At 58.1% G+C, this 14983-nt stretch carries 14 protein-coding genes; 9 read left to right on the forward strand and 5 right to left on the reverse strand.

All coding sequences use genetic code 11. From position 1 onward, the window contains the following. Positions 1-6 precede the first annotated feature (6 nt). The 3 genes from U5K34_RS09450 to U5K34_RS16115 all read left to right on the forward strand — a co-directional run bounded on the left by U5K34_RS09450 (position 7) and on the right by U5K34_RS16115 (position 4630). Positions 7-924: a histone deacetylase family protein gene (locus U5K34_RS09450; protein ID WP_322568146.1), complete on the forward strand. Its 918-nt coding sequence runs from the start codon at positions 7-9 to the stop codon at positions 922-924. 328 nt (positions 925-1252) lie between these two features. Continuing rightward, positions 1253-4162, forward strand: coding sequence for an EAL domain-containing protein (locus U5K34_RS09455; protein WP_322568147.1), 2910 nt, complete (start codon positions 1253-1255; stop codon positions 4160-4162). A gap of 93 nt (positions 4163-4255) precedes the next feature. Next, complete coding sequence (locus U5K34_RS16115) at positions 4256-4630, forward strand: PilZ domain-containing protein (RefSeq protein WP_416224070.1); 375 nt, start codon at positions 4256-4258, stop codon at positions 4628-4630. Here the strand turns inward: U5K34_RS16115 and U5K34_RS09460 are convergent. Next, the gene (locus U5K34_RS09460; RefSeq protein WP_322568148.1) at positions 4592-4885 is read right to left on the reverse strand and encodes an EscU/YscU/HrcU family type III secretion system export apparatus switch protein; all 294 of its coding nucleotides are present in this window, start codon (positions 4883-4885) and stop codon (positions 4592-4594) included. The genes U5K34_RS16115 and U5K34_RS09460 overlap by 39 nt on opposite strands. Then, on the reverse strand, positions 4882-6201 hold the full coding sequence (locus tag U5K34_RS09465) for a flagellar hook-length control protein FliK (protein ID WP_322568149.1): 1320 nt from the start codon (positions 6199-6201) through the stop codon (positions 4882-4884). Before U5K34_RS09465 ends, U5K34_RS09460 begins: the two co-directional genes overlap by 4 nt. Positions 6202-6347: 146 nt before the next feature. Here U5K34_RS09465 and U5K34_RS09470 point away from each other — a divergent pair, with 146 nt between their 5' ends. After that, entirely contained in the window at positions 6348-7229 is an 882-nt protein-coding gene (locus U5K34_RS09470; protein WP_322568150.1) for a pentapeptide repeat-containing protein, read from the forward strand. Between the two features lie 248 nt (positions 7230-7477). Here the strand turns inward: U5K34_RS09470 and U5K34_RS09475 are convergent, their stop codons facing one another. Genes U5K34_RS09475 through amrB form a run of 3 tightly spaced genes read right to left on the reverse strand, consistent with a single transcriptional unit; the run spans position 7478 to position 9360 of the window. Beyond that, positions 7478-8008 (reverse strand): hypothetical protein, encoded by a 531-nt coding sequence (locus U5K34_RS09475; RefSeq protein WP_322568151.1) that lies wholly within the window; start codon positions 8006-8008, stop codon positions 7478-7480. After that, positions 8005-8562: an AmmeMemoRadiSam system protein A gene (gene amrA, locus U5K34_RS09480; RefSeq protein WP_322568152.1), complete on the reverse strand. Its 558-nt coding sequence runs from the start codon at positions 8560-8562 to the stop codon at positions 8005-8007. Before amrA ends, U5K34_RS09475 begins: the two co-directional genes overlap by 4 nt. Beyond that, a complete protein-coding gene (amrB, locus tag U5K34_RS09485) occupies positions 8563-9360 on the reverse strand; it encodes an AmmeMemoRadiSam system protein B (RefSeq protein WP_322568153.1) in 798 nt (265 codons plus the stop codon). It lies immediately after the preceding gene. Between the two features lie 91 nt (positions 9361-9451). On the opposite strand from amrB, the gene U5K34_RS09490 reads away from it, so the two are divergent. From U5K34_RS09490 to aroC, 5 genes are all read left to right on the forward strand, one after another. Further along, positions 9452-10186: a DUF481 domain-containing protein gene (locus U5K34_RS09490; RefSeq protein WP_322568154.1), complete on the forward strand. Its 735-nt coding sequence runs from the start codon at positions 9452-9454 to the stop codon at positions 10184-10186. A gap of 38 nt (positions 10187-10224) precedes the next feature. After that, complete coding sequence (mog, locus tag U5K34_RS09495) at positions 10225-10776, forward strand: molybdopterin adenylyltransferase (protein WP_322568155.1); 552 nt, start codon at positions 10225-10227, stop codon at positions 10774-10776. Between the two features lie 5 nt (positions 10777-10781). Further along, positions 10782-11717, forward strand: a complete 936-nt coding sequence (gene prmB, locus U5K34_RS09500) for a 50S ribosomal protein L3 N(5)-glutamine methyltransferase (protein WP_322568156.1) — start codon at positions 10782-10784, stop codon at positions 11715-11717. Positions 11718-12132: 415 nt separating this feature from the next. Further along, a complete protein-coding gene (gene hemN, locus U5K34_RS09505; protein WP_322568157.1) occupies positions 12133-13512 on the forward strand; it encodes an oxygen-independent coproporphyrinogen III oxidase in 1380 nt (459 codons plus the stop codon). 240 nt (positions 13513-13752) lie between these two features. Further along, the gene (aroC, locus tag U5K34_RS09510; RefSeq protein WP_322568158.1) at positions 13753-14853 is read left to right on the forward strand and encodes a chorismate synthase; all 1101 of its coding nucleotides are present in this window, start codon (positions 13753-13755) and stop codon (positions 14851-14853) included. The last annotated feature ends 130 nt before the right edge of the window (positions 14854-14983 follow it).

The raw sequence follows: 14983 nt of genomic DNA on the forward strand, positions 1-14983 counted from the left end.
ATTTTTATGTCGATTGGCTTTATCACACATCCTGACTGTGCCTTGCATGATATGGGTACCGGACACCCGGAGTGTCCGGCACGTCTGGGGGCAATCCAGGATCAGATACTCTCCAGTGGTATGGAACTCGCGTTGCAATACTATGATGCCCCGCTGGCCACTCGGGAGCAGCTTTTCCGGGTGCATGATCCGGCCTATGTGGACGAGATATTCCGGATCGCCCCTGATGAAGGTCGGGTATACCTGGATGCCGATACTTTGATGGGTCCCTATTCACTGAATGCCGCATTACGTGCTGCCGGTGCGGCGGTGCTGGGTGTCGATCTGGTGATGAACGGCAAGAACAATCAGGCATTTTGCAGCGTCAGACCGCCAGGGCATCATGCTGAACGCCACCGTGCCATGGGTTTTTGTATCTTTAATAATGTGGCGGTCGGGGCGGCGCATGCCCGGCAGCAGTATCAGTTACAACGTGTCGCGATCGTCGATTTCGATGTGCATCATGGTAACGGCACGGAGGATATTTTTCGCGATGATGCCGGTGTCCTGTTTTGCTCGACCTTCCAGCATCCGTTTTATCCGCATACCGGTGCCGATACACAACGGGATCATATCGTGAATGTTCCTCTGCCGGCGGCCAGCGGCGGCCAGGCATTTCGCGAGGCGGTAGAGCAGTACTGGTTAGCACGCCTCGATGCCTTCAAACCAGAGTTGATCCTGGTGTCAGCCGGGTTTGACGGGCATGTGGAAGACGAAATGGCCGGACTGGCGCTGGTCGAAAATGATTACGCCTGGGTCACGCGACAGATCAAACAACTTGCTGATCGCCATGCCAGCGGACGGATTGTCTCGACTCTGGAAGGGGGATATGCCCTGTCGGCACTGGGTCGCAGCGTGGTCGCGCACCTGAATGCCATGCTTTGAGAAAAATCGTCGGATAAAAATATACGCCGCCTTCGGGTCGACGAACAGGGAGAACTGCTGCTAGTCGGACTGAACGATGCACAGTTAAACGCCCTGAGGCCACTGGCCGATTGATTCACTCATCGCCGCTTTGGCCGAAAAGCGGTGTACCTGGTTATTTGTCCATCACCTGACCATCCATTTGTCTTTAATGATTTAATTTCCTAAGGTTATTCTCAGGGCTGCCGATATGAGGAGTAATTGGCGTTGCCTGCTGGCCGTTAGCCGCACAATTAAACCGTAGAAAGGATTCCATGTTCGCTGAACCCGACAACCCGGGAATGTTGCCGTGAAGCCGGCCACGTTGGGGCTGCGTGGGCGCTTGCTGCTGCTGGTTTTGCTGGCGGTGATCCCCGCCTTTGCGCTTATCGGCTATACGGCACATCTACAGCGCAAGCAGGTAGCGGCCGAGGTGGAGGAGCAGGCACTGGGTATCGTGCGTGGCGCGGCACGCGAACAACGCCAGCTGATCAGCATGACCCGGCAGTTGTTGATGAGCATGGCGCAGTTGCCGGCGGTGGACCCTGCCAGCGATCGGGTCCATGACTGCAGCGATATCCTGAGCATGCTGCGCAAGCCCAACCCGTATTACACCAACTTCGGTGTCGCAACGCCCGATGGCCAAATGTACTGCAGCGCCATACCGATGCACCGGCGGGTGAATATTACCGATCGAACCTATTTTCAGCGCGCGATGCGCAGCCGGGATCTGGGCATCGGCGATTACCAGATCGGGCGCCTTACCGGAGTCCCGGCGATCAATTTTGGCTATCCGGTGACCAACCAGAAAGGCGAGATTGTCTCGCTGGTATTTGCTGCCCTGAATCTCTCCTGGCTGGAAGAGATGATCGGTAACATCGAGCTGCCGGACGGCTCCAGTCTGATGGTCATCGATAATCTGGGTACCGTGCTGGCCCGTTACCCGCAGAGCGGATTGGCCGGGGAGTCGATTCGCGGCGAGGCGTTGTTCACGGCCATCAAACAGATGGAGTCCGAGTCAGTGGTTTCCCTGAGCGAACGGCGGGGAACATCGGTATTGCATGCCATTGCGCCATTGCATTACAGCACGTCGGGGCGGATTTATATCACTGTAGGTATTCCCGCCGATGTCGCTTTTGCCAGGGTAAATCAATACCTGTATCGCAATACCCTGCTGCTGGCGATGGTAATGCTGCTGGTGTTTGCCGCCGCCTGGTTCGGCAGCGATATGCTCGTGTTGCGCCGGATTCGTGCCCTGCAAACGGCCGCCCGAAAACTGGCCGCCGGCGATATGTCTTCTCGTACAGGGTTACCGGAAGGCACCGAGGAACTGGGGCAGCTGGCCGGCACGTTCGATGAAATGGCCGGGGCATTACAGCGCACCAATCGCGCTTTGCGCACACTCAGTGCCGGTAACCACGCCGTGGTCCGGGCGACCGATGAGCCGGGTCTGTTGCGTTCCCTGTGTGACAACATTGTTGCCTTCGGGGGGTATCGGATTGCCTGGGTGGGGTATCACGATGAAAAGGTTCCCGGACAGCTCAATCTCATGGCAATGGCACCGCAGAAAGAGGATGCCCTGACCACTCAGGAGCCCCTGGGCTTACTCGACACCGCAACGGAAAACAGTCCCGTACAGGAGGTGTTTGGTAACTGCGAGGTCTTCATCAGTCGTGATCTGCCCAGCGACCCGCGCATGCAGCCCTGGCGTGTGGCAGCCAATCGCTCCGGAATCAATGCCCTTGCCCTGTTTCCCCTGCAGATCAATCATCGAATCATCGGCATTCTGGCGATCGGCTCGACCGATGCCGATGCGTTTGATGCCACCGAGATTGCCCTGCTGGAAGAGGCGGCGGAAGATCTTTCCTATGGTATCCGGGCTCTGCGGACCATGGAAGCTCACGAGCAGGCGCACGCTACGATCACACACATGGCCTACTATGATGCGCTGACTGACTTACCCAATCATACCCAGTTCGACGAAAAACTGCAGGTAACGATTGAGCAGGCCAATCCTGCCGTGCTGTTGTTTATCGATCTTGACCGGTTTCGCGAGATCAATGAGGCACTGGGTTTTCATCGCGGGGATACATTGTTGCGCGATATCGGGATTCGAATCAATCGCTGTCTGTCCGACGACATCTTGCTGGCGCGCATGCGCGGTAACGAGTTTGCCGTTTTGCTGCCCGGTCACAAACCGGGCCTGGCGGAGAAAATCGTCAGGGAAATTCTGGCTGTGATGGAGGAGCCGTTCGAGGTGGATGATCTGACCCTGGATGTCAGCATTACGATCGGAATTGTTCGCTTTCCCGAACATGGGAATGACGTGCCGGTCTTGATTCGTCGGGCCGAATCGGCCGTGCGCCAGGCGCGCAAGGAGGGAGAAAGTGTTGCCGAGTATCTGCCGGAAAATGAGGAACAGGGCCAGCGTCGCCTCTCTCTGGCCAGTGAGTTGCGCCATGCCATTGAGCACGATGAACTGATTCTGCATTACCATCCCAAGATTGAACTGGAAGGCGAACGTCTCTGGGGTGTTGAGGCGCTGGTTCGCTGGCGCCATCCGCAACGGGGTCTGATTCCACCGGATCAATTCATTCCGCTGGCCGAAGAAACCGGCCTGATCAAGCCGCTGACCGACTGGGTGCTGGAACATGCCATGTGCCAGTCCACCCGGTGGCGTCGCTATGGACTGCAAATCCCCATTTCGGTCAACCTTTCGGCTCGCAATCTGCATGATCGAAACTTGATAGAGAAGGTCGAACATATGCTGTATGTCTGTGAGACGGATGTTTCCCTGATCAATCTGGAGCTGACCGAAAGTGCGTTGATGATGAATCCGGAAAAATCACTGGAAACGTTGAAAAAACTCAACGATCGGGGTTTTGCTCTGTTTATTGATGACTTTGGCACCGGTTATTCATCACTGAGTTATTTGCAGAAGATGCCGGTTGGTGCGCTCAAGATCGACAAGAGTTTTGTCCAGGCCATGCTTTCCAGTCCCGAGTCGTTGACCATCGTCAGTTCAACGATCGCCCTGGCCCATGATCTCGGGTTGTTAGTGGTTGCTGAAGGGGTGGAAACCGCAGAGCAGTGGCAGCGTCTGCAGCTTTTGGGTTGCGATGTGGCTCAGGGCTATTACATTAGCAAGCCCTTGCCGATAGATGAGTTCGAGCACTGGTTGGCGCAAAGTCCTTATGGCCGGGATAATAACGGGGATTGAAGGTGTACTGTGACTTGATTAACAGTTTGACGGCTGCTAAAAATTACAACTTGAACAGAAAATAATAATAAGACGAATTCAAAGGTAAGGGGCATGTTACAGGTCGGGCTGCATTCCCGCGAACGGCGTGCAAAACACCGTTTGCCGTTCCAGCGCCAGGTCCGGATTGATTCATCCACGGTCGGACAATTACAACTGACGGGGGTTGATTACTCTCCTTCGGGAATTTCGGTATGTTCGTCTCAGCCGTTGCCGGTGGGGGAACAGTTGATGCTGCGGTTTCCCGTGGGGCGTCACCGGCAGGCGGAGCTGGAAGTGGCCGGTGAGGTTGTTCACGCTTGCCGACAGGACAACGGCTATACTATATTATCGGGATTCGCTTTCTGGAAAGACTCGATACGCCTCTGGGCACCTTGTCCTGAATCTCTCTTAGTCTTGTTCCCGATTCCCCGGCGTTTTACCGCGTAACATATAGGCAAAGGCGATCACCTCGGCGACCGCCAGATACAGGGCGTGCGGGATCTCTTCGCCCAGTTCCAGCCGGGATAACAGTTTGACCAGCTCCGGATTGTCCTGAATCGGTACCTCATGCTGGCGGGCGATGTCGAGAATTTGTTGTGCCAGGTCGCCGCCGCCCTTGGCGGTGACCGTCGGGGCGTTTTCGCCGTCATAGTGCAGTGCGACAGCCAGTGGCAGCGGCGGTTGTCCGGTTTGTTCACTCATGCTTTTTCATCCAGCAGGGCACTGCCGGTCACGGCTTGTCCGGGTGGCGGATCGTCGATGCCACTGGCACATTCCAGCCTGCCGACATCAAGTCCCGCCCCATGCAGGCGGCTGCGCAGTTGATCCAGGGCACTGTCGAACAGGCTGCGGGTCTGTTCTTCCTGCATCTGGAACTGTGCCGAAACGGTCTGTCCGATCAGGGTGAGATTGACCCGCACCGGTCCCAGTCCTTCCAGATCGAACGCCAGGCTCACGCTCCAGGGACGCTGGTGTTCGCCGTCTCCCGCTTCGGACTCTTCCTGACGAATTCGCAGATCGAACAGATCGATCCCCTCGTGGGAGCGAATCGGCAGCTCCATGGCCCACATGGGGCGCCCGGTCTGTTCGCTCTGCAGACTGTGCAACTGGTGCAGTTGCATTCGAGCGAGTCCCCCCTCGACCTGGCGCAGTAACTCGCCCAGTCCCTGATCCTGGCTGGTCAGCCCCTGCAGGCTCGGGGGCTGGGGCGGTTGAGGCTGCGGGGTTTGCGGACGGGACGGGGCACTCTGGGTGGCGCTGCGGGCAGCCTCCGCCGCGGCCCCGGACGAGGCGGGCAGGGCAGTTTGCGGCATCGGATTGGGGGCCGGGGAAGTGTTGGCTGGCGCCGGACGCGACGGGCCTGGGGCCAGTTGCTGGCGAATCTGATCGGCCAGGCGCAGCAGTGCACCTTGCAGGGTTTTGTCCGGCGGCGGGGCGTCCTGTCCCCGGGCGAGCTGGCCCAGCTGGTGGTGCAGGAAGGGGCCGCTGCGCGCCAGCGCCTGCTGCAGGCTTTCAGCGCGACTGGCCTGGCGCACATCCGGCAGCAGTTGATGGATCTCCCAGGCCATTTTGCGAATCGGGGCGGGCAGGGGCGGATGTTGCCGGGGCTCGCGGGCGACCGTTTTCAGGTTGGCCAGCAGCGGGGACAGGGGCGTTTGCCGTCCCATATCCTGGCGCAGGGTTTGTTGCAGCAAGCCCTGTTCCGTGCCGGCAGCCGGCCGGGGTGTGGGGGCGATCAGCTTCATCGCCGGTTGCGGCGTGAGCTGGTCGACCTGCAGGGTCAGTTTCTGACCCGGTAAAAATGCGAATTCAGGCCGGTTTTTGACCAGCACCGGTTGGCCCTGGATGTCCAGCAGCAGATTATTCCTGTCCTGGCGGACCACCAGGGCATTCAACAATTGGCCGTTTTGCCAGTTGATGCGGGCGGCCTGCAGCGCGCCGTCCCCCGCCCGGGTGGCCTGCTGGCGAAGTTCGCTCAGATTGATTGTGGGAAAATTGCCCGGACCTTTAATTTCCATCGCGCTTTGGCCGATAAAAGAGAAACAGGGATCGCTTGCCGGCCCGATGCCCGGCAAGTCCTATGGATAGTTAACGGATAAAAGCCGCCGGTCTTGACCCTGGCAGATAACATGCGACGCCGTAATCCGGCACACCGAGCATCATTATGACAAAATATGCCCCGTTATTTGTAAAACTCAAACAGGATAACCGGATCAAGGGCCCCTTCCCGGCAGGACAGATCTCCCAGTCCTTGTTGCTGGGGCGCTTCAGCCTGGATGATCAGGTCAGTGAAGACAAGCAGAACTGGCAGCCGATTCGCCAGCGACCGGATCTGATTCCCGAGGTGCTCAAAGCCGATCCCGGCGATGAACTGGCCCAGGAACGGCTGCAGGCGGCGCGTCGCTGGGCTGATGAGCGTCGTCCCCAGCATCATATACACGCCACGGCAGAGGACCAGCGGACGCCCGAACCCTACGAGACGCTGGAATACCGTCATCACCGCGAAGATGTCATGCGCGAGACCAATCCCGAGCGAAAATTCTCGCTGCTACACCTGGTTCTGGTTATTGGTCTGGCGGCGGGGCTGATTGCGCTCGGTTTTATTTATGGACCCCAACCCGGCCCGGGGGATCCCGATTGCAATGCGCCCGCCGCGCCCGGGGTGAACTGGCGTAACTGCCGGATGATTGGGCTCAATGCCATACGGGAGAACCTGGATGACGCGCAGATGAACAATGCCGCGCTGGGAGGGGCCAACCTGTTTGCCAGCAGTTTGCGCCGTGCCGATCTGCGTTATGTGGATCTGAGCCTGGCCAATCTCAGCTACACGGATCTGGAGCAGGCCAATCTCAAAGGCGCCGGCTTACAGAATGCCGATCTGACCGATGCCAGTTTGAAAAACGCGAATCTTGCCTATGCCAATCTCAGAGGGGCCACGCTCGACGGCGCGGATCTCACCGGCGCCAGACTGGACCATGCGATCTGGATCGACGGGCGCACCTGCATGGCCGGTTCCATTGGGGAATGCCAGACCGTTTCCCGTTAACGGCCATGAATTGTTCAGGTCAAGATTCGAGATCAGGTGTTGGTCTGATGGTTTGCGTGGTAACACTGAATCCATCGGCGATTCAATCCCCTGTTTTTTCAATGCGGGTCGGTGTTTCGGTGGTTATACCGGGTTTGATCCAGTGGTAGGCCGGACATAGCAACGCGGTGTCCGGCAATCGGCTGAATGCACCGGAGTAATTTTATTCAGCGTACTTTGAGATAGTTTTACGTCCGTGTTATCGGTGGTCAGGTTTGTTTTTTTAGTAGCGTGCGATCGGTCAGCTTCAGCGGTGAGCTTGAAGTGGGGGTTGTTAATGGATCGTGGGTTCGGGCGGGTTCTGTGTTGATGAATAACCCGGGGTCAAAATCTTCACTGATGGCAATATTCAGAATGACCGTTTCGTACAGCCAGTAGATCATGCCGCCTTCCCGGACCCGGTATCGCCATTGATATCGGCATTGCGTCCATGGCGCTACCAGGGAGCCGAGGGAAATCCGGTCGATGTCGTTGCTGTAGGCCAACCGGTTGTTTGAACGGTCGATATAGAAACGATCGATGACGAACAGCTGATTCGACTCCTGTCGGTATTGTAACCGGTTACCAAGTCGATCGTCGCCATATTGATCGATAATAATATTCTCAGCGTCCAGCTTCTGTGCCGGCGGGATCTCAACCGCATAACGATCGGGCAGGCCCGCGCGTCGCTGCATTTCCTGTTCGCTGCACTGCCCCTTGTCCCATTGCCGGACAATGAACTGTAACCACAGCCGGTTCATGAGAGGCCGAATTCTTCGACCGTATAGCGCGAGACTTTCAGGCTGTCGGACCAGTAGTTCGCCGGCAGGCCGGCCTTGAGTTTGAGATGCTGCCAGAACTGTTCGGGTTCGGGTAGGCTGTCCCAGACAGCGGGCAGAAAGGTACCCCGGTGTCCCCGGTCTTCGAGAATCAGGCCATCGACATGCGGGCGCAGTTGCGCGATCAGATCCGACTCGCTGGTGAATTGCATGGGTTCGGCGGGGTTGAGCAGGGAAATATGGTATTCGAGTTGTGGAAACTCGCTGTCGCTCAACGGCGGGAAACGGGGATCGCGAAATGCCGCGGCGTAGGCATTTTGAGCCACATCGACGACCAGAGGCCGGTGTGCTTCCAGACTCCCGATGCAGCCACGTAGCTGCCCGTGTAAATTCAGCGTGACAAAACTGGCGCCAGGTTGTTGCAGGGGCTCGTCATAGTCCTGCGGATTAACGCTTAATGGTCGGCCGTGTTGTAAACCGTGCTGGATTGACTGGCGCGCAATGGCCAGTAATTGTTGCCGCTGCTGAGCCTCCATTTACTGGATCAGGTAAGCGCCGTAGCCGACCACCTGATCGCGCGGTCCGGCCGTATCGCCGGAATTGCGCAAATCCACCATGCTGGCATGCAGGTCGTGCGCACGGGCGAATTGCAACAGCCCGTTGACCGGGTTGCGCCCACAGGCGTCACCGTAACCGATCGACTCGGGGCGCAGGGCTTCGATGGCGCGGGAGGTGGCTGTGTCGAGTTGTTGGGCCGTGGCGTAGTCGTGGTAATGACTCAGGTCTGAACTGATCACAATCAGGGTCTGGTCATCCCAGAACTGTTCGATAATTTCACTGACTTCATGCGGATCGGCATCCCCGACCACCAGTGGCACCAGCACAAACTCATCCAACACGGACTGTAAAAAGGGCAATTGCACTTCCAGGCTATGTTCCATGGCGTGGGCCTGATCCAGCCGTGTCACCTGTGGTAAGGTTTCAAGCCGCTCGAGGCTGGCGCGATCCAGCGGTATCTGGCCCAGCGGCGTCAGAAAGTGGCTGGCGCTACTGGTCGCCAGGCCCCGGAAGGGGACCCGATGCGAGGGACCGAGTAACAAGACGCGTTTGTATCTGGCATGAGCCGGGCGTAGCCGCGCATAGGCGCTGGCGGCCACGGGGCCGGAGTAGACATAACCGGCATGGGGCACGATGATCGCGCGCGGTACCGGCGCCTCTTCGTCAAGTTGCTGGCCGGCCTGCTGCAGGAACTCCTCCAGCATGGGGCGCAGGCGGGCGGCGTCCGCGGGATAAAACATGCCGGCGACAGCCGGTTGGCGGATTTGCGGGTTCATACTCTCACCATAGAGTCGAGGCACGCGGGTTTCAAGATAACCGGGTGTCAAAAGTAGTAAATAATCAAGGCAGGTTACTATGTTGTTAAAAATGGCGGTCGCACACCGATGTGGTCTGGGCGGTCTGCTGGTGGTATTGAGCACGGCCCCGTTGCTGGCGGCGGAAGAGACTGACGAAGCGCCGGCCAGTCAATGGGGCGGGGCCGCCGAACTGGGTTTTATCATGAACCGGGGCAACACCGACTCCGATAGCCTGAACGCTCAGTTGCGGGTGGAAAATTCTCGCGACAAATGGCGCCACCGCGCTGAGGCCAAGGTGTTGCGCATCACCGAGGAGGACACGACCACGGCGGAAAGTTACGAAGTGTCCGGGCGTTCGGATTACCTGCTGGATGATAATGATTATCTGTTCGGCAGTCTGCGCTACGAGTCCGATGAGTTTGCCGGTTATGATCGACGCACGACCGAAGTGGTCGGTTACGGACACCAGTTTCTCAAAAGAGAGGATATGCACCTCAAGGGCGAGTTCGGTGCCGGTGGTCGGCAGACCAAATTTGTCGATGGCAGTGACGATGATGAAAGCATTGTCCGGATTGGACTCGATTATAAATGGCAGATCAGCAAGACCAGTTCTTTCAGTGAAGTGGTTTATGTGGAACATGGCAGTAACAATACCTATACCGAGTCGGTGACGGCATTGACGGCGAAAATCAACAACAGCCTGGCCATGAAAGTCAGTTATACCATCAAGGACAACAGCGATCCGCAGCCCGGTTTCGAAAACACTGACACCCGCACCGCCATCACGCTGGTGTATGACTTCTAACGCATTGGCAGCATCCGTCAAAGAGAGTTGAAGCAAGCATGACAGACAAAGTTCGTATCGGCATTGTGACCGTCTCCGACCGCGCCAGTCGGGGCGAGTATGAGGATCAGGGCGGTCCGGCAATTCGCGAATGGCTGGACCGGGCCCTGATCAATGAGTGGGAGGCGGTGGCACGACTGGTGCCCGATGAACAGGATCAGGTCGAGGCGGCATTGAAAGCGCTGGCGGATGAAGAGCAGTGTTGCCTGGTGGTGACCACCGGTGGCACCGGACCCGCAGCGCGGGATATTACGCCCGAGGCGACCGAGGCGGTGTGTGACAAGGTGCTAGATGGTTTCGGTGAACAGATGCGTGCGGTTTCCCTGCAATATGTGCCGACCGCCATTCTGTCCCGGCAAATGGCCGGCATTCGCGCAAGCAGCCTGCTGATCAACCTGCCGGGCAAGCCCTCGGCGATCGCCGATTGCCTGGATGCGGTATTCCCGGCGGTGCCGTATTGCATCGATCTCATCGAAGGCCCGTATCTGGAAACCGACGAGAGCGTGATCAAGGCGTTTCGCCCCAGGCATGCCAAAAAACCGGGCGGCTGATATCGATGGACAGGACCGAGATCGAAGCGGCGCTGGCTTCGGCCACCAACCTGCACGAACTGGTGCTGCAAACCGAATCGTTGCTTGATGCATCAGCACTTTATTTTGGTCACGGCACCGACAATGCGCTGGATGAAGCCGCCTATCTGGTTTCCTACAGCATGGGGCTGCCGCCGGATTTCGACGATCAGGATCTGCAACGTCAGGCTACGGCGGAACAAAAACAGCAACTGGCTGATTTACTGTGGCAACGGATCCGTACCCGCAAGCCCGCGGCCTATCTGACCCATGAGGCGTGGTTCGCCGGCCTGAAGTTTTACGTGGACGAACGGGTGTTGATCCCGCGCTCGCCCTTTGCCGAACTGATCGCCGATCAATTCGAGCCCTGGGTGGATTCGTCGAAGTTGCAGCATGCGCTGGATTTATGCACCGGCGGGGGATGTATTGCCATCGCCATGGCCGAGGCCCTGCCTCAGGCCCGGGTCGATGCCAGTGATGTCTCTGCCGAGGCACTGGCGGTGGCCCGGATCAACGTGGATCAATATGACCTGGCGGACCGGGTTGAACTGATCGAATCGGATCTGTTCGCCGCTCTGGGCGGGCGTCGTTACGATTTGATTGTCAGCAACCCGCCCTATGTGGATGCCGATGATATGGCCGAGCTGCCCGAGGAATACCGGCACGAACCGGCCATGGGCCTGGCTGCCGGAATGCAGGGACTCGATTTTGTCCTGCCCATGTTGCGCGAGGCCCCGCAACATCTGAACCCGGGCGGGGTATTGATTGTGGAAGTGGGCAACAGCGCCGACGCCCTGGCCGACCTGTTGCCTGACGTGCCATTCACCTGGCTCGAATTCGAATTCGGCGGCCACGGCGTCTTCCTGCTCACCGCCGAACAACTGACCGTCGCTTCGGAGGCGATCCGGGCGGTTCAGGTATAAAGATCCAACGCAGAGGGTCGCTCTCGTCGTCCTGACTCCCGCGACACTAGTACGTCCCTGTACGTCTCGCGGAGACGCAGAGAACCGCAGTGGTAGGCCGGACATAGCAACGCGGTGTCCGGCAATCGGCGGGGTTGCCCGATACCGCTTCGCTTTATCGGGCCTACAACTTCCTGAATTCTTCGCTGCTTGACCAGCGGGGTCGAGTGACGATAAAGGCGGAAAAGCCTTCATCGCGAAGCCACGAAGGTTTAATGGATTTGTCACTTCGTGTTCTTCGTGCCTTCGTGGTGAGCTCTTTATCCCTGATTTGAGCGGTGTCCGCGAATCATGAAATACGCCGGATTTGATCCAGATCATAGTCCGCAGGCGCCGAAAATGTCGATAATGTCGGCAATTTCCCGGGGGGATGGCCATGTATGAGCTGGAATTCGACAAGGAGCTGATTCGCCGTTACGACAGGGCGGGACCACGCTACACCTCCTATCCGACCGCGGTGCAGTTTCACGAGGATTTTGGGTCAGAGGAGTATCGTCGTCTGGCCGCGCAGAGCAACCAGAAAAACTGTTCCCTGTCACTCTATTTTCATCTGCCGTTTTGCAATACGGTCTGCTTCTATTGCGCCTGCAGCAAGATTATTACCGCCAATCGTCGTCGCGCCGCGCCCTATCTGCAGCGGCTGCACCGGGAGATAGAGCTGCAGAGTGAATTGTTCGATGCCGGGCGCCCGGTCGATCAACTGCACTGGGGGGGCGGGACACCCACCTTCATCAGTCATGATGAAATGCGCGAGCTGATGGATAAAACCCGCCAGCATTTCCAATTGCTGGACGATGATACGGGCGAGTATTCCATCGAAATTGATCCGCGCGAAGCCGATCGGGAGACCATCGCCCTGTTGCGCGAACTGGGTTTCAACCGCATCAGCCTGGGCGTACAGGATTTCGAGCCGGCGGTGCAAAAAGCGGTCAACCGCATCCAGTCCGAGGCACAGATTGCCGAAGTGATGGCGGCCGTACGGGAGTACGGGTTCCGTTCCACCAGTTTCGATCTGATCTACGGGCTGCCGTTGCAAACGGTCGAGAGTTTTGCGCGCACGCTGGACAAGGTCGTGGCACTGCAACCGGAACGCTTATCGATCTTCAACTACGCCCATCTGCCCGAGCTGTTCAAGCCGCAACGCCAGATCAACGCCGATGATCTACCCGGCCCGGATGAGAAGCTGGCGATACTCAAGTATTCCATCGAGAAATTAACAGAGGCGGGTTACGTCTATATCGGCATGGATCACTTTGCCCGGCCCGATGATGAGCTGGCCATCGCCCAGCGCAATGGGACTCTGCATCGCAATTTTCAGGGGTATTCGACCCATGCCGACTGTGATCTGGTTGCCATGGGCATGACGGCGATTGGCAAGGTGGCCGACAGTTACAGCCAGAACGTCAAGACGATGGACGAGTATTATGCCCGTATCGATCAGGATCAGTTACCGGTGTTTCGCGGGCTGGAGCTGGACGATGATGATTTGCTGCGCCGGGAGGTTATCAATCAGCTGATCTGCCATTTCCGGCTCTCTTTTCCGGCGCTGGAGCTGGCGTTCGGCATTTCGGTGCCGGAGTACTTTGCTACCGAACTGGAAGAGCTCAAGGCCATGCAGGAGGACGGTTTGTTGCAACTCGACGAGCGGGGCGTCACTGTACTGGGGGCTGGCAAGCTGCTGATTCGCAATATCTGCATGGTGTTCGACAAATACCTGCGCCAGCAGCAGACCCAGCGCTATTCCAAGGTCATCTAAACAATTCGACTCTCGCAAAGACGCCGAGCCCGCGAAGTAGCAGAATTTATTACCTGGCGGGCTCTGCACCCAAACAACGGGCATAAACGTCTCTGCGAGAGATAATTTGCATTCTTCCCGGCCCAGGGGGCGTCCAGCATTGTCCAATCCGGCTGACTCCGTGCCGGCTTCTTCATCTGTCCCACGCCGCCGAGTTCCATTACAATGGGTGTTCCTGAACCCCATTGGAATGCGCGAAAAATGTCCGGTAACAGTTTCGGCAAGTTGTTCACCCTCACCAGTTTTGGCGAGAGCCACGGTCCGGCCATCGGTTGTGTGGTCGACGGCTGTCCGCCGGGTCTGGCCCTGAGCGAGGCGGACCTGCAGCAGGATCTGGATCGCCGTAAACCGGGCAAGACGCGGCATACCACCCAGCGCCGCGAGTCGGACGAGGTGCAGATTCTCTCCGGGGTGTTCGAAGGGCAGACGACCGGCACGCCGATTGGACTCATTATTCATAATACCGATCAGCGCTCGAAGGATTACTCGAATATCATGCGCCAGTTTCGTCCGGGGCATGCCGATTACACCTATCAGCAGAAATACGGGATCCGCGATTATCGCGGTGGCGGGCGTTCCTCGGCCCGTGAGACCGCCATGCGGGTGGCGGCCGGCGCGATCGCCAAAAAATATCTGCACGAAAAACTCGGGATCCGGATCCGCGGCTATATGAGCCAGCTGGGGCCGATTCGGGCCGAGGCATTTGACTGGGAGGCGGTGGAAGCGAATCCGTTTTTCTTCCCGGATGCCGCGAAAGTCCCGGAGCTGGAAAACTACATGGATGCCTTGCGCAAGTCAGGCGATTCCATCGGCGCCCGGATCAATGTGGTGGCCGAGGGCGTCCCGCCGGGGCTGGGGGAGCCGATTTTCGATCGTCTGGATGCCGATCTGGCCCATGCCCTGATGAGCATTAACGCGGTCAAGGGCGTGGAGATCGGGGCCGGTTTCGCGTCTGTGGAACAGAAGGGCACCGAGCACCGCGATGAAATGACGCCGGACGGTTTTTTGAGCAATCACGCCGGCGGGGTGCTCGGCGGTATCTCCAGCGGCCAGCCCATTGTGGCCAGCCTCGCGCTCAAGCCCACCTCCAGCCTGCGCCTGCCGGGGCAGGGCATTGATATCGAGGGCAATCCCATCGAGGTGATTACCACGGGACGGCACGATCCCTGTGTCGGCATCCGTGCCACGCCCATTGCCGAAGCAATGATGGCGATCGTCCTGATGGATCATCTGCTGCGCCAGCGTGCCCAGAACGCCGATGTACACTCCACCACGCCGGTGATCCCGCCCGCCGTCCGCTAACGGTGTCCCGAATCGTGGTGCAATCCGGATTCTGTCTGTCAGCGTTGAGTTATAAAGCGCAGGAATCACCGAACGCCCCGAAATCTCTGAAGTTGTTTCATCGCAGATATCTTCTTCGGTGTATTCGACG

Origin of the sequence: Thiohalophilus sp. (assembly GCF_034521165.1) — a bacterium.
Classification (GTDB): Bacteria; Pseudomonadota; Gammaproteobacteria; order UBA6429; family Thiohalophilaceae; genus Thiohalophilus.

Bases quoted from the DNA above. Each gene is read 5' to 3' on its own strand.
- hemN (WP_322568157.1), top strand. From the start codon at position 12,133: ATGTATGAGCTGGAATTCGACAAGGAGCTGATTCGCCGTTACGACAGG.
- U5K34_RS09470 (WP_322568150.1), top strand. From the start codon at position 6,348: ATGACAAAATATGCCCCGTTATTTGTAAAACTCAAACAGGATAACCGG.
- amrA (WP_322568152.1), bottom strand. From the start codon at position 8,562: ATGGAGGCTCAGCAGCGGCAACAATTACTGGCCATTGCGCGCCAGTCA.
- prmB (WP_322568156.1), top strand. From the start codon at position 10,782: ATGGACAGGACCGAGATCGAAGCGGCGCTGGCTTCGGCCACCAACCTG.
- U5K34_RS09450 (WP_322568146.1), top strand. From the start codon at position 7: ATGTCGATTGGCTTTATCACACATCCTGACTGTGCCTTGCATGATATG.
- U5K34_RS16115 (WP_416224070.1), top strand. From the start codon at position 4,256: ATGTTACAGGTCGGGCTGCATTCCCGCGAACGGCGTGCAAAACACCGT.
- mog (WP_322568155.1), top strand. From the start codon at position 10,225: ATGACAGACAAAGTTCGTATCGGCATTGTGACCGTCTCCGACCGCGCC.
- U5K34_RS09465 (WP_322568149.1), bottom strand. From the start codon at position 6,201: ATGGAAATTAAAGGTCCGGGCAATTTTCCCACAATCAATCTGAGCGAA.
- U5K34_RS09475 (WP_322568151.1), bottom strand. From the start codon at position 8,008: ATGAACCGGCTGTGGTTACAGTTCATTGTCCGGCAATGGGACAAGGGG.
- amrB (WP_322568153.1), bottom strand. From the start codon at position 9,360: ATGAACCCGCAAATCCGCCAACCGGCTGTCGCCGGCATGTTTTATCCC.
- U5K34_RS09460 (WP_322568148.1), bottom strand. From the start codon at position 4,885: ATGAGTGAACAAACCGGACAACCGCCGCTGCCACTGGCTGTCGCACTG.
- U5K34_RS09490 (WP_322568154.1), top strand. From the start codon at position 9,452: ATGGCGGTCGCACACCGATGTGGTCTGGGCGGTCTGCTGGTGGTATTG.
- aroC (WP_322568158.1), top strand. From the start codon at position 13,753: ATGTCCGGTAACAGTTTCGGCAAGTTGTTCACCCTCACCAGTTTTGGC.